The organism is Cesiribacter andamanensis AMV16 (genome assembly GCF_000348925.1).
Lineage (GTDB): Bacteria > Bacteroidota > Bacteroidia > Cytophagales > Cyclobacteriaceae > Cesiribacter > Cesiribacter andamanensis.
Map to the genome: position 1 here is coordinate 57,612 of NZ_AODQ01000003.1, position 15,130 is coordinate 72,741.

Here is a 15,130-nt window from a genome sequence, read left to right on the forward strand (position 1 = left end):
TCGGGATAAGTGTTAAATTTGCAATCCCATTCGATACAAGATGGTCTCGTGGCCGAGTGGCTAGGCAGAGCTCTGCAAAAGCTCGTACAGCGGTTCGAATCCGCTCGAGACCTCTAAACCCCTTCTAATTTCTTTAGAAGGGGTTTTTGTTTTAACTGATTGTTCACCTATTTTGGGTAATGCGTAATTTCGCCATCCATCAAGGTTATGGAACTTCAAGCTCACAGCTAATATTTATACTTCTTAGTATTTTTCTGTTTTCGGTTGCTTGTCGTTCTGATCAGAAGCCCTCAATTAAAGAAGGTGTCATCTGGCATGAGATTTATACAGATTATACCAGCTCCTTCGGCTACATAAACGCTATTAAGTTTGAGGATGATAGCATCTATGAATTTGATGCGTTGAAGGGTTTTATGGCTATAGGTACCTATGAATTTAGAGGAGATTCACTGGATATAAATTATGGTACTGAGCCTTGGGTGGTAGCCATTCAAGTGTCGGGTGATAGTTTGAAGCTTACTGATTCTGTAGGTGAATACCTTTACATTCAAGATGGCTTGAGGTACAATCCTTCCCTATCCTTTAGTAAGATTGTGCTAGAGACAGGAGGGTGTTATGGCGAATGTGCTGAGTTTACTGCCGTATTTACTAAAACAGGCGCATTTAATTATGATGGGAGGGAGTTTTCAACCCTGAAAGGGAAACATTCTTATGAACTAACACCAGAGCAGCTACTAAGTATTGATTCTCTGTACAAACGCTCATTTTATGATAGATTCGATGAAAACATCTATTATGGGAGTGCAGATGGTTGGGAAATGGAGCTTATTGTGCAGAAAAATGGAGAGACCAAGAGGATAAGGGGTACCTATTATTCGTTCCCTTATCCCCTATTTTTACTGGTAGATAATTTAGTCTCTATTGTTGACCGTAAAATTTCAGAGTCTAAAAATAAGGATCAACCTGATTAGACCTGGCGTTTACGGCCACCCTTTTGCATGCGTAGGGGCAGACCTGCGTGTCTGCCCTCATATAATGTGTCTTCCCTACGCATATTTACTCCTGGGCATTATGAAAGTGGCAAATCGGGCATAGCGATAAACCCATTAGAATAGGGCAGATGGGTAGGTCTGCCCCTACCATCGCCTCTTGCAGAAGCTGCAATTCGCGGTGGGTTCTATGAGAGGTAAGATAATGCGGGTATTTTCTGATTAATGGCTGGAAGGAGTAAATCCTCTACTGGAATGGCTCAGTAAAAGGGGGTATTTACCCATTTTTGCAGGCATATTTAGATTCATTCCCATAAACCTTGCGGTTTGCCCGATGTGCGGAAGATATCCCAGAACCATAAAAAGTCTAGAAACGACCTTAAGGGGGGTGTTTGCCCCTTATCTTACATTTTCCAGCGCAGCCGTACGGCCATCTGGGTTATTGAAAAGCAAAATTCTGTGTATACTGTGTGCTGATCGATACAGTGAATCCATGAACATGCGTTTTTTATTCCTCCTGATGGGGATGCTGGCCCTAAGCGGTCTGGCACTGGGCCAAAACTTTGACAAATTTGTTGCCAAGGGAAGTGCTCATTATAGCCGCGGAGAGATCAACCAGTCCCTGGCCGCCTTTAAAGAGGCCGAAAAGCTGGAGCCAGGCAATGTGGAGCTGAACCTGCACATGGGCAAAGCCTATCTGCTGAGCGACTATAAGCACAAATCGCTGGAGTATCTGGTGAAGGTATACAAACTGGCCCCCACCCTGGAACCCCACATCCGCTACATGCTGGGCCTGGCCTGCCAGTACAATTATATGTTTTCCGATGCCATAGAGCACTATGAGGCCTATGCCAAACAGGCTGTACCCAATAAGCTGGACGTAACCCTCAAGATCCGCCAGTGCCAGTATGCCGATGAGGTACTGCAGCAGCCTGTGGCCGTTGATATCGAGAACCTGGGGCCCACGGTAAACTCCCCTGAGCATGAGTACTCGCCCATTATCACCCCTAACCAGTCGGTGCTGGTATTTACCTCCCGACGGGACGGTTCTACCGGAGGCAAGAAAACGCAGGATAATGAAAACTTTGAGGATATCTACATCAGCTACCGCCGGGGCGATACCTGGACCCCCCCAAAGCAGATCAGCAAAAATATCAACTTCGACTTCCACGATGCAGCCGCTGCCCTAACCACCAACGGGCGGGAGCTTTATCTCTATATTGAAGAAAACGGGGGTGATCTCTACCACTCCAGCTTCAACGGGCAGGAATGGAGCAAACCCAAAGCCCTGGGTGCACCCATCAATACCCCCCACCATGAAACCTCCATTACGGTAACTAAAGATGGCAAGCGCATTTACTTTGCCAGTGACCGGCCGGGAGGCTTTGGCAACCTGGATATTTACATGAGCGACCGCCAGAGCGATGGTAGCTGGGGTACACCCGTAAACATGGGCCCAACCGTAAATACCAGCGGCAATGAAGATTCTCCCTTCATCCACCCCGACGGGCAAACCCTCTACTTTAGCTCCGATGGGCACCTTGGCCTGGGGGGCTATGATGTGTTCCGCAGCGAATGGACAGAAGGGGGCTGGCAGAAGCCGGTAAACATGGGCTATCCCATCAATACGCCGGATGATAACTTTCACTTCATCATGGCCGAAAATCGGGTACATGGCTACTATACTTCCGTACAGGAGGGGGGTGTTGGCAAAGCCGACATCTACCGGGTTACCTTCCTGGATGAAAAGATGAATGCGATATTGGCAGCCGACCGCAAGCGCCGGGAAGCCGAAGGCGCCAAAAAACAAAACTTACTGCAGCAAATTGCGCAGCAACAGCAGGTTGTGGTCTATGAAGGCATAGTACGTGGCTCCGATACCAATAAGCCCCTGCAGGCCATCATTACGGCCATGCATTACCGCACCGGTGAGGTGGTGGCCAGAACGGAATCGGATGCGGCTGGCAACTACCGGCTGGAGATAACCGAAGCGGGCGACTACGCCCTGAGCGTAGAGGCGCAGGGCTACCTGATCCTGTCCCGCACGCTGAAAATACCGGAGCAAAGTGGCAGCCTGGCCCGCACCGTGCCTCTTGCGCTGTCCATGAAGCCCATACAGGTGGGGATTTCTTCCATTATGGCCAACATCTTCTTTGATTTCGGGAAGGCAAGTCTCAGGACCGAGTCCATTGGAGAGTTGGAGCGAATCCGGGACTTTCTGCAAAACTCCCCCAAGATCAAGATCCAGATCAATGGCCATACCGATAACGTGGGCGACCCTACCTATAACAAGCAACTCTCCCTGAAGCGGGCCGAAGCGGTGATGAACTATCTGCTGCAAAATGGGGTAAGTGCCTCGCGCCTTACGGTTATGGGCTATGGCCAGGAGCGGCCCATTGTCTCTAATGACGATGAGGAGGGGGGCAGGGCCATGAACCGACGCACCGAAATAGAAGTAGTTTCCTATTAACCAAAGCTGTAGCGCTGCGCTAGAATAATTTTCACATAAAAAAGCAGCCTTCCGGAGCGATCCGGAAGGCTTTTTTAATTTCTGACAACAGAGGGGTAGCAGGGGGTGCCACGATCTGGCACGGTTTTTTCATCTGGGCTATCAAGACAATAGAACTTTAAACCGAACCGGATTATGAAAAAGACTGCTTTATTTCTTTTTGCTGCGCTCTTTGTTTTTGCGCTGCAGTCTCAGGCACAGGTACGTGGGGGTATCCGCGCCGGACTTAACATGTCTACCTGGGGGGGCAATGCTGTAGAAAGCTTTTCAGAGATACTGAACACCACCGGTGTTATGCGTACCGAGATGCTTCCTTCCTTTCATGCAGGGGGCTATCTGCAGCTGCCACTTGGCTCGGCCGTTAGCCTGGAGCCCGGCCTGTACTACTCGGGCAAGGGCATGCAGGTAAACCAGACCTTTGCTACCGAAAGTATTTTTAAGCCACAGGTAAATGTGGTAAACCGGATGCACTACGTAGAAATGCCGGTGCTGCTACGCCTGCACCTGGGGCCCGGCTTTCAGCTCTATGGCGGCCCGCAGCTAAGTTACCTGGTCGATAATCAGGTGGAGGCAGAGGCAGGTGTTTTTGGCCTCTCCTATGAGCAGAACTGGTCGGCCGATCCCGGCTTTCGTAAGTTGGACTTCGGCCTGACCGGCGGCCTGGGCTATGAACTGCCCGGTGGCTTTAACCTGCAGGCCGGCTACGAATGGGGCCTGAGCAGCCTGGATGAAGGCCGCAGCAACATCGATGCCTTTAACCGGGTCATTAAAGTATCCATGGGCTATACCTTTGGGAAATAAGGAGAGCAGCATACCCGCAGCTACCAACACACGAGTGCCCTGCCGCAGTTCGGCAGGGCACTCGTGTGTTAGACATCTTGTTGCTCATGCGTTCAGGCAGCCTGGCGCTTGGCTCGCTCCCATACGGCCGACTGGCTGCCGTGCAGGTAGCGCCAGAAACCAGCATATACCGCATAGTTCATCATAAAAAAGTAATAGGGGATAAAGAAGGCTTTAAGCCGCAGCCGCCGGCTTTCCAGCACATAGCCCAGCAGGGCAGATGCATAGAAAAGCAACTGGCCGGCCAGCAGGAGCTGGTAGAAAAAGGATCCCTCCAGGGCAAGCGCCATATTGGTTACCAGCACTACCAGCAGGGCCATGGGAGCCAGGCTCCAGCGCAGTACCCGGTGCGATACATACTGAAAGCTAAGCCAGCCATAGCGGAAGGGGTTTAGCAGTGGTTTCAGCCGCACAATGGACTGAATGCCCCCGGCTGCAATGCGGATTTTGCGTTTGAGCTCTTCGCCGGAGTTGGCAGACGGCAGCTCCTCGGCGCAGGCGCCCGGCTCATACATGACCCGGTAGCCTTTCTGGGCAATACGCAGGGTCAGGAAAAAATCTTCAATGATGGTATCGCGCGGCACCTCTTCATACAGTTCGGTGCGAATGGCAAACAGTTCACCGGCAGCGCCCACCACCGTATGCAGCTCGGCATCCCAGCGTTTAAGGGTGCCCTCATAGCGCCAGTAAAAGCCCTCGCCGGCGCCGGCAGCAGCATCTTCTTCTTTGCTGATCACCCGCTTTTCACCGGCTACAGCCCCCACCTGCGGGTTGGTAAAGTGGCGCAGCATGTTGGTGATGGCATCAGGGTTCAGGATGGTGTTGGCATCAGTAAACACCACCATATCGGTATCTACCAGCTGCATGGCCCGCTCTACAGCCGCCAGCTTGCCCTGCCGCTCGGGCCGGTGCAGGTGCTGGATCTGCGGAAAACGGGCCACAATCTCCGGTGTGCGGTCGCTGGAGCCATCGGTTACAAAAAGGTATTTGATGCGGTCTTCGGGATAGTGCAGAGTCAGTGAATTGAAGATCTTGGTCTGGATATCCTCTTCTTCATTGAAGGCAGCAACTAATAGCGTCACCGTAGGCCACTGCTCGGGATTTTGCGGGTTAGTCTTGCCTCTGAACACCCGTTTGATCCTAATGAGCGCCCAGAGTAAAAGTCCGTAGCCCAGATAGGAATAGAAGATAAGAAAGAGTGAGATCCAAAAAAGAATAGCAAGAATTTTCATGTCTGTTTGGTCGGCAGCGTATGCTAAGGAGTAAATAAAAAATAATATCAACAAGCTGTAAAATGCCCACTACCGGGTTCAAACGATCCGGCCGGGAACCTCTGGTGCCTTACTGCATAGCTATATACGGGAGCAGGGGGGGCAAAGGTTAGTTCAAACGCAGGTTTCCTGAAAGTTTTTCCGCTTCGATGGTGGCTAACCGTTAACCTACAGCATGAAGCTCGTGCGGGCTGATAGTTAGTGGGCCAGCAAATCTGTCCATCTGTTTATAAAGTAGCCTAACCGGTGGGCCACCGCATTAGTTTATATGTAGGATTGTAACCCCTTTGGGAGCTTTTTCGTACTCATTCTGGAGTGCAGGTACACAAAACATGGGCTTTTGGCCCGGTGCTTCCTATGGACAGGAGGCTGGCCGTACCTGCTGTGTAAAAATGCCGGGCAATGCGCCCTGCAATTTTTTAATGCAAAACAGGCAAGACGATATACTGGCAGAACTGAACATTTATACGTTATTATGGCCTTTTTTAACAACTACAGATCTCTGTTGTTCTGTAGATACCAATGCTCACCACCAGCTCAGGAGCAGGAACCCTTTTAATCCCTTGACAGCTTCTCACACCTCTTCCAGTTCTGCTTTGCTTTTTAGCTGCTTATCAGCTGCTTGCTATGAGTGCACCAGCTGTTGCCCTGATGTTCTCTGAAGATACCTAAACATGAAAACCAGAACCCTAACCCTTTTTTAACGATACTTTTTTAAAACGGCTAAAACAAAGCAAGTCCCCGGGCGTATAGCTGATTTGGCCTGTTCCCTGTTTAAGATTAGTTCTTACAGCCTTTTTCTCTTAACTCGCATATGGATCTGTTACAAATATTCCGTACCCTTAAAAAACGCCTCTGGATCATCATTCTGGTTCCGCTGCTTACTGCAGGCATTGCCTATTTTTTTCTTAAGGATGCGGCTGAAACCTATAAGTCCAGCACCCAGGTGGCTACTGGCTTTACCATCAAAGACCGGGTTCAGCTACAGGAAGAGCGTGTGTCTACCTGGGAGATCGAGCTGAAATTCGGTAACCTGATCGAAACCTTTAAATCTCCTCTGGTGGTGGGGCTGCTCTCATACCGCCTGATCCTAAATGATCTGCAGGAGCCCAATCCCTTCCGTTCCATGGAAGAGGATGAGGATTTTAAGGAGTATTTTACCCAGGAAGAGTTGCAGAATGCCGCCCAGATCTTTCAGGACAAGCTGGATAGTCTGCAGATCTTAAGCGCCTATAACCCCAAGGAGCGCAAGCTGATTGACCTGCTTAAATACTATGGGTATGATTATGGCTCCCTCAGCGGGGGGTTGTCTGTGCAGCGGGTGAATTATTCCGACTATATCGCCATTGAGTTTGCCTCTGAAAACCCCAAACTATCGGCTTTTGCCGTCAATACCCTGGTAGAAGAGTACCAGCACTACCATGACCGTATGCGGGGAGTACGCTCCAACGAGTCGATGGAATTTTTCACCAATCTGGTAACCGAGAAGAAAAAAGTACTGGATGAAAAGCGGGACCTGCTGCGCTCCTTTCAGAGCGATAGCCGCCTGTACAATGTAGAAACTGAAGGGGAGGCCAAGGTAACCCGCATTGCAGCCCTGGAAGAAGAAAAGCAGAATGAAGAGAGCCGCCTGATGGGCCTGGAGCTGCAGTTGCGCAGCATTAACCGACAGCTTGCCGAGCTGCAGCGCGGTGGCGAAAATGGAGGCAATGCCCGCATTTTGGAACTGCAAAACTCAATTGACCGGCTCAATTCAGCCAATATTGGCAGTAACAATCCTGCCATTCAGGATAGCATTGCTCTGCTGCGGGAAAAACTTAAGCTGGAGATTGCCAGGGGCGACCTTGGCACCACCAACGCACAGGCACGGGTAGAGCGCCTGCAGGAAGAACGGGAGCAGACCATGCTGGACATCCAGGTGGCCCGCCAGCGGGTGGGTACTCTGGGCAATGAGCTTGCCCGCATGAGCTATGCCAAGTCGGATCTGGCAGCCAAGCGCTCTACCATCAAGGAGCTGGAGCGGGAGGTAGAGCTGGCTGCTACCGAGTACCAGTCGGCACAGGAGAAGTTCAATGCGGCCAAAAACTCCTTTATGGTCGATGCCGGCAGCGTACGCCAGATCATTTACGGACAACCGGCCATTGAGCCGGAGCCCTCCAAGGCGCCCATCTTTATTGGCCTGATCGGCATGGTGAGCATGGTGCTGTGCGTAATGGTGATCCTGCTGGTTGATTATGTGGACCTGAGCCTGAAAACGGCCGCCAACCTGGAGAAACAAACCAAAATACCGGTGGCGGGTACGCTCAACCATATCAATGCCGCCAACCTGGACCTGTACGATCTCTTTCACAACACACATAAAGATGAGGGGCTGGAGATGTTCAAGCACCTGCTGCGCAAGCTGCGCTACGAGCTGGAAGAAACCGGCAAGCAGGTATTTCTCTTTACCAGCACCAAGCAGGGAGAGGGCAAATCCTTTGTGATCATGACGCTGGCCTATTCGCTGAGCCTGCTGCACAAGCGGGTGCTCATTATCGATACCAACTTCAAGCACAATACCCTTACTGAAAGCCTGCTGGCCAAGCCGCAGAAAACCCGCCTGCTCAATGGCTACATGGCCAATGGAAAACTGCTGCTAACCGATGGCAGAAGCGATGAGGGTAGAAAACAGGCTGCCACCGCAGCCGCAGAAGCCGAAGAGGGTGCCACAGCAGAAGCCCATACCGAAGGCCAGCTGATGAGCGATGAGCAGGATAATTACTCCTTTATCTCGCCCACGCATCACACCAACATTGATATCATTGGCAGCCATGTAACGCTGGCCTCGCCTGCTGAGGTGCTGTCCGGCAAAGGCTTCTCTTCCCTGATGAAAGAGCTGAAGCACCACTACGACTACATTTTTATGGAAGGCGCTTCGCTGAACGATTATTCCGATACCAAGGAGCTGTTCCGCTACGCAGAGCGTGTGGTACCTGTATTTTCGGCACATTCGGTGCTTAAACAAATGGATAAGGAATCGGTCCGCTATCTGCGGGAGCTTAACGGCAACCTGATGGGATCTGTTCTGAACAAGGTTGAATTTGAAAACCTTAAGCTGTAATAGCTCCAGTCTAACCCTACCCATACGTGCAACAAAAAGATATTGTCTGTGTAGCGCTGCCCACCTGGGAGGGCGACTACATGAAAACGATCGTACAGATCATGTCCCTGCTGGCGCGCCGCCACCGGGTCTTGTATGTGGATTATACCTTTACCTGGAAGGATATGCTCATGGGGGCCCTGGGCAAGCGCGCTACCCCCTGGCAGCGTATGCTGGGCCTCCAGCCCAGGCTCAGAACCATTCAGACCCGTTTTGGCAGCCAGGTGCATGTGCTTACACCCCCTCCGGTGCTGCCTGCCAACTGGATAGCGGCTCCGGGTCTTTACCAGACCGTTATGGAGCAGGAGGGAGGCAAGCTTAGAAAAAGCATCCTGCAGGCCATGGATCAGCTGGGCTTTAAAAACCCGATTGTGATCAATGCCTTCAACCCCTTTTTTGGGGTGCCCATGGCTGGCAAGCTAAATGAGTCCCTGCTGGCCTATTATTGCTATGATGAGATCAGCGCAGCCCAGTGGTGCGGCCGCCATGGCGCCCGGCAGGAAGAGGAACTGCTGAAGCGGGCCGATGCCGTTATTACCAGCTCACAGGCCCTGCAGGAAAGCAAATCCCTACACAATGCCCAGACCTATCTGGTCAAGAATGGGGTTGATTACAGCCTGTTTCACCAGGGTTTTCGGCCGGAGCCGCGCAAGGAAACGCCTAAAAATTGTGGGCTACCTGGGTTCGGTTGATGACCGGCTGGATGGGGAACTGCTGGAGCACTGCTTTGTCCAGCTGCCCGAGTACCGCTTTGTGTTTACGGGCCGTATTGTAGATGAGGCGCTTGCCGAGCGGTTCCGCAGGTACCCCAATGTAGAGCTACGGGGGTCTCGCTCCCCCGAGCAGCTGCCCGGAGAGGTGGCCGGCTTTGATGTAGGCCTGATCCCCTTTGCCTGCAATGCCTTTACCCGCACCATTTACCCCCTAAAGATCAATGAATACCTGGCAGCCGGCCTGCCGGTGGTGATGACGGACTTTGCCCGCCTGAATGAATTTGAAGGGGTAGCCTACATTGCCGGCTCCAAAGAAGCCTTTGTACAGCATATAGAGCAGGCAGCCGGGCAGGATGCTGCCGCCCTGCGGCAGGAACGTGCCCGCTTTGCCAAAAGCAACAGCTGGGAAAGCCGGGTAGAAGAGCTGGAGCTGGCCCTGGAAAAAGCCCTGCACCAAAGGCACGCTGGGCTGGCTGCCACCGTTTAACCTAAAAAGGAGAGGCTATATAGATGGAACAACCTGATAAATTCTCGAACGACGAGATCCTGAAACGGGTGGTGATCGGCTTTTTGTTCTTTACCTACCTGTTCATCTTTATAAAGATTATGTATCTCTGATATGGCGTTATTCACCGACCATACACGGCTGGGAGAAGGATTAGGCGAACGCCTGCCACCGCAGGTGCGTACGCTGCTGCTATTTGTGGGCCTGATCCTGGGCTCTATCCTGATCGCCTACCTGACGGTGTTTGTAAACCTGGTTCTGGGTGTAGCGGTGCTTGCGCTGCTGGTAGGCTTGCCGCTGGTGTGGCAAAGCTTCCTGAAGCCGCTGAACGCGCTCATGCTGGCTGTATTTACCTCTTATTTTATTTTTATTATCCAACGGGTAACCGGCATGTATGACCTGCCCACCGGGCTGGTGCCTGATATTATGCTGGTGGTGGGCATGCTGGGTATCCTGTTCAAGCAGCGTAGGGTAGGGGGTGCCAGCAAAAATGTAATTACGGCCATCTTTATTGTGGTGCAGGTGTACCTGATGATCCAGGTGCTAAACCCTTATGCCTTTAGTACCGTAGCCTGGTTTCAGCTTGCCCTGCGGAGCATCTTCATTACCATCTGTATTTATGTACTGTCCGTTCATGCCTTTGATTCGGTGCGTGCGGTTAAGACCTTTACCATACTATGCCTGGCCATGGCCCTGGTGGCGGCCCTCTATGGGGTGTGGCAGGAGCAGGTGGGCCTGCCGCCCTGGGATAAGAAGTGGGTCATGAGCGATCCTACCACCTACAAGCTTACCTTTATCAACGGCAAGTTCCGGAAATGGTCCATCCTGGGGGAGGTAAGCTCCTTTGGGGTAATTATGGCCTATAGTGCGGTACTTGCCCTTATTCTGGCGCTGGGGCCTTACCGGCTGCGCAACCGTATTTTTCTGGGGGTAGGCGCCGTTATCATGATGATTTCCATGGGCTACTCCGGCACCCGTACGGCTACGGTTATGATTCCTGCGGGCATTGCGCTCTACATTCTGCTAACCATCAGCAACCGGCGCACGCTTATATTTACGGTGCTTGCCATCATGACTTTTGTGGTGCTGATCTACGGTCCTATATACGGGCCCAATATGAGCCGCCTGCGTACGGCCTTCCGGCCTTCGGAAGATGCCTCCATGCAGGTGCGGGAGGAGAACCGGGATCGTATACAGCCTTATATGCACAGCCACCCCTTTGGCGGCGGCATTGGTACCACGGGTCCCACTGGCCGCAAGATGCACCCGGGCCATACCCTGGCCGGTTTTCCGCCTGACAGCGGCTATATGAAGACCGTACTGGAAACCGGCTATGTGGGACTTACCCTAAACCTGCTGCTCTATTTTGTGGCACTTACCGTGGGGGTGCGCAACTATTACAGGGTGCGCGACCCCGTGGTCAAGAATATGTATGTGGCCTATATGTCCTCCTTTTTTGCCATCTCCATTGGGAATCTCACCCAAAATACCATGGCCTATCCACCTGCTGATATCATCAATATCTGCATTTACGTGATGATGTTCAAACTCATAACTTTTGACGAAAACCTTATTTCATCAACCAATGAAACGACTTAACAGGCACACTTTTTTATTGCTGCCATTGCTACTCCTACCGCTCTTTTTTGCTTCTGCTCAGGAAGTGGACTATAATCGGGTGATTCGCCCCAAGGGCCAGACCGGTGATGATGTAGCCGAACGGCTGGTACAGCTGGCATGGGAGAATTATCCCCGCAACAAAGCCGTACAGGCACAGGTGCAAATTGCCAAAGAAGATGTAACCAAGATGCGCTGGGACTGGCTTAACCGCATACAGGCCACTGGTAACATCAATGAATTTACCCTGCAGGGTCAGGGAGCGCAGCCAATCGATGGCGGTCGCCAGCTGTTTTATCCCCGCTACAACTTCAGTATTTCGCTTTCACCGGGCATGTTGATAGCCATGCCGGCCGAAACCCGCAAGGCCAAGCAGAACCTGAAGATAGCCGAGCATACGGTCAATGAACAGAAACTGCTCATGCGCAACATGGTGCTGCAGCTGTATCAGGACTACCTGATGAGCAAGCAGCTGCTGGAAATAGAAACCCGGGCCATGGAAACCATCACCACCGAGTATGAACTGCAGGAAGAGCGCTTCCGCCAGGGCAAGGTAATGCTGCAGGACTATACAGCTACCACCAATACGTACCTGGGCCAGCAACGGGCCCGCCTGCAGGCCGAGTCTGCCTTTATCAAATCCAAATACGCCCTGGAAGAGATCATAGGCGTACCGTTGGAAAGTGTATTATAAAAAAAGGGAGGCTCACCCTGAGCCCCCCTTTTTGTTCTGTAGGTTATTTTTGATAAATCGTTCGATTGAGATGGTTTCTGCCCCTTTCAGATAAAGGATGTAGATGCCATCCAGAATGCCGCGTACGTCAATCTCGGGCTGGCTGGAGGTAAGCCACCCCCTCCTTAACAGTTTTACCACTCAGGTCGGTAATGGAATAGGTGTAGTTATAATCCCCTGCCTGGGCATCTTCATTCTGGAACCGCAGCACCGATTTGGTTGGGTTCGGATAGATCTTGAGCTGCTGTTTTCCTTTTCCTTTTACAATCAACTGCTTGGGCACCTGTACGCTGGCCACATTGCTGTAACCTGATTTCTGGCTGTCGTTGGCGGCCAGTACCCGGTAATAATAGGTGGTGTTCCGCTGCAGGGAGCTCACATCTTCATAGGTGCTGGCATTGGCAGCCAGGGTCCATTGCTGTGGGCTGGTAAAGGTGCTGCTGGTGCTGCGCTCCACAATATACTTGGTCTCGTTGGTGGCCACATCCTTCCAGCTAAGCTGTACGGTTCCGGCACTGCTATAGGTAGCCGTCAGGCTGGTAGGGGTCTCTACACTAGCCGGTGGGGGTGGGGTCTGCGCCTCCAGCAGTAGGGTGGCCGTGTTGCTATAACCTGATTTTGCGGAGTTGCCTTTGGCAATGATACGATAGTAGTAGGTTTTGCCAGCGGTAAGCCCTTTGTCGGTGTAGCTCTGGGTATTGGCAGCCAGGGTCATGGACTGTACCTGCCCAAAGGTCTGGATTTCACTTCGCTCCAGCACAAAGTTTTGCTCGTTGTCCGAGTTGTCCTGCCACTGCAGTTTAATGCTCAGGCTTTCGGTGCCAGGCTGGGCCTGCAGGTTAGAGGGGTCATTGATGCTTTCAGTCGTTACCTTTAATTCAAGAGCACCAATATCAAAGGCGGCTCCCTGGGGACGGGCTGTTTTGTTCAGGTCAGCCGTTACCAGACTGCCCAGACCAATACCGGTGTCTACCGCCGGGCTGCTGGGGAGCAGGCTATAATCGTCCTTGGCGGGATCGGCAAAGCCGGCTTCGGCTACTGTTTTCAGAAAGAGGTTATGGTGCTGGGTATACTGGATCACCGGGTCCAGGATAAACAGAAACTGATCTTTGGAGTAATAATTTTCACTTAAGCTTTCTGGCTGGGCAATGATGTTGTTGATAACCGTATTGCCTACCGAGGTTTTGGTATAGAGGCGTATGCCATCCCGGCCAGGATTTACAATGGTGTTGTTCAGCACATGAAAACCGCTGTTGGGGATAAGCTCGGTACGCTCATCAATGAATACCCCATCTCTGCCGGGGCGAACGATCAGGTTATTAAAGAGGTACACATTGCCTATGCCCAGTACCTGTATGCCCATGCCGGTTCCATCTATAACCTGGTTGTTGTACCATTTGCCGGTTGTGCCCGGGTTCAGAATGATGCCCATGTTCTGGGAGGGCTCAAAGGGGTTCTGACCATATTTGCGGATCACATTATCGTATACCTCCACATCTTTGGTGGCGCAGCCCACCTGTATGCCATCGGCACCGGTATTTTCTACCCGGTTGTTGTACATGCGCAGGCCGTGGATTTCATGGGGATAAAGTTTGCCGCAGGATTCCGTTTTGCCCGCATAGAAGCTGGAACCAATATAAAAGCCTTCGGCGCGGGTATCATGCACATAGTTATCATGGATGGAGATGTTTTCCATCACAAAGTTGCCCAGGTGATATTGAGTATTGTCACATTTGGGGTCGATCTTGGCCATCATTCCGGCAAAACCGGCTGCCCCAATCTCGATATGGTCCAACTCAAAATCACTCTCGGTCACATACATGGCCGAGCCCTTGCCGGCTGTGCGGATGTAAAAGCCGTATTTATGGGAGGTGCTGCCGGTGCCGGTTACCCGAAAGTAGCGGCTATTGTCGATCACAAAGGTGCCGTCTACATCGGGATTATCAAAAATCACCTGCCCGCCACAGTTCTTGAAAATAAGGGGTTGCTCCTTGGTGCCCTGGAATCCCACCAGTTTGAGGCGTCCACGAATGCCCGCCTGTATACAGATTACATCTCCGGGCTTAACATCGGGCATGTCACTGGCCCGCACAAAGCTCTTGGAGGTTTCAATTACATGATCGCAGCCACAATCCTGTGCCAGTACTGACACATACATAAGCAGTAGAAGTACAATTCCAATACCCTTCACATACACTTGTTTCATAACTCACACCGTTTAAATCTTGATTGCCTGGGTACAGGCTCATTTGCGAGTACTAAAACTAGGGCTATAAATGTGGCCATGCCGGGGCATTTGCCTCTGTACCAAAGCTGTGTAAGAGAAAGGGGTGCACGGATAAAAGTGTGGAACTGGAATTGTATTTATTGCAGGTTTTGTATCGAGTGCACATAAAAAAAGTGGCTTTCAATACATTCTGGGGCGTATGTGTAAACATTCTACAGTATTGGCTTTGTGTTTTTTCATGTATGATTTTGGAGGTCCGGAGGTTTTCACACCTATAAAGTAGTTAAACGGTCAGTCTACATCACAAAGAGCGCCTGCTTTTTTGCAAAAAATTTCGAATGGTGTAGCCCCTTATCTTCTGAATAACATACCATTATCAACACTCCGGGGAGAAAATCTTGCAGCAGTCCTGGATCAAGCGTGCAAAAGATGGGATTAGGTAAACGGCGATAGCAGCACATCTGGTTTGCTGACCATTGAAGCGTTGAACGTGGGCGAGCCAGCCTTCTGGTGGTAGAGGGACGGGTGCCCCCGGCAGCCAGGCTGTACAGGGAATCAGCACTATCGGGAAGGGGTTTGATGGGCCG

Annotated in this window: 10 protein-coding genes and 1 tRNA gene; 9 read left to right on the plus strand and 2 right to left on the minus strand. The window is 51.5% G+C overall.

The annotated features are described in order from the left end of the window. Positions 1-42 precede the first annotated feature (42 nt). The 4 genes from ADICEAN_RS01105 (at position 43) to ADICEAN_RS01120 (ending at position 4,299) form a co-directional block, all read left to right on the plus strand. Positions 43-113 (plus strand) — tRNA-Cys (locus ADICEAN_RS01105). A 66-nt stretch (positions 114-179) separates the two neighbouring features. Beyond that, entirely contained in the window at positions 180-971 is a 792-nt protein-coding gene (locus ADICEAN_RS01110; protein WP_009193651.1) for a DUF6438 domain-containing protein, read from the plus strand. Positions 972-1,488: 517 nt separating this feature from the next. Continuing rightward, on the plus strand, positions 1,489-3,459 hold the full coding sequence (locus ADICEAN_RS01115) for an OmpA family protein (protein WP_161622642.1): 1,971 nt from the start codon (positions 1,489-1,491) through the stop codon (positions 3,457-3,459). A 174-nt stretch (positions 3,460-3,633) separates the two neighbouring features. Further along, positions 3,634-4,299 (plus strand): porin family protein, encoded by a 666-nt coding sequence (locus ADICEAN_RS01120; RefSeq protein ID WP_009193653.1) that lies wholly within the window; start codon positions 3,634-3,636, stop codon positions 4,297-4,299. Positions 4,300-4,391: 92 nt separating this feature from the next. Here the strand turns inward: ADICEAN_RS01120 and ADICEAN_RS01125 are convergent, their stop codons facing one another. Beyond that, positions 4,392-5,570, minus strand: a complete 1,179-nt coding sequence (locus ADICEAN_RS01125) for a glycosyltransferase family 2 protein (protein WP_009193654.1) — start codon at positions 5,568-5,570, stop codon at positions 4,392-4,394. A gap of 853 nt (positions 5,571-6,423) precedes the next feature. On the opposite strand from ADICEAN_RS01125, the gene ADICEAN_RS01130 reads away from it, so the two are divergent. From ADICEAN_RS01130 to ADICEAN_RS01145, 5 genes are all read left to right on the plus strand, one after another. After that, positions 6,424-8,709 (plus strand): exopolysaccharide transport family protein, encoded by a 2,286-nt coding sequence (locus ADICEAN_RS01130; protein WP_009193655.1) that lies wholly within the window; start codon positions 6,424-6,426, stop codon positions 8,707-8,709. A 26-nt stretch (positions 8,710-8,735) separates the two neighbouring features. Continuing rightward, complete coding sequence (locus ADICEAN_RS22490) at positions 8,736-9,440, plus strand: glycosyltransferase family protein (RefSeq protein WP_009193656.1); 705 nt, start codon at positions 8,736-8,738, stop codon at positions 9,438-9,440. Further along, positions 9,418-9,948: a glycosyltransferase gene (locus ADICEAN_RS20780; RefSeq protein ID WP_009193657.1), complete on the plus strand. Its 531-nt coding sequence runs from the start codon at positions 9,418-9,420 to the stop codon at positions 9,946-9,948. The genes ADICEAN_RS22490 and ADICEAN_RS20780 overlap by 23 nt, the downstream gene beginning before the upstream one ends. 132 nt (positions 9,949-10,080) lie before the next feature. Next, the gene (locus tag ADICEAN_RS01140; RefSeq protein ID WP_009193659.1) at positions 10,081-11,565 is read left to right on the plus strand and encodes an O-antigen ligase family protein; all 1,485 of its coding nucleotides are present in this window, start codon (positions 10,081-10,083) and stop codon (positions 11,563-11,565) included. After that, positions 11,552-12,277 (plus strand): TolC family protein, encoded by a 726-nt coding sequence (locus ADICEAN_RS01145; protein ID WP_009193660.1) that lies wholly within the window; start codon positions 11,552-11,554, stop codon positions 12,275-12,277. Before ADICEAN_RS01140 ends, ADICEAN_RS01145 begins: the two co-directional genes overlap by 14 nt. A gap of 127 nt (positions 12,278-12,404) precedes the next feature. Here ADICEAN_RS01145 and ADICEAN_RS20785 read toward each other — a convergent pair whose 3' ends face one another. Continuing rightward, positions 12,405-14,522, minus strand: coding sequence for a right-handed parallel beta-helix repeat-containing protein (locus tag ADICEAN_RS20785; RefSeq protein WP_009193662.1), 2,118 nt, complete (start codon positions 14,520-14,522; stop codon positions 12,405-12,407). Positions 14,523-15,130: the final 608 nt, after the last annotated feature.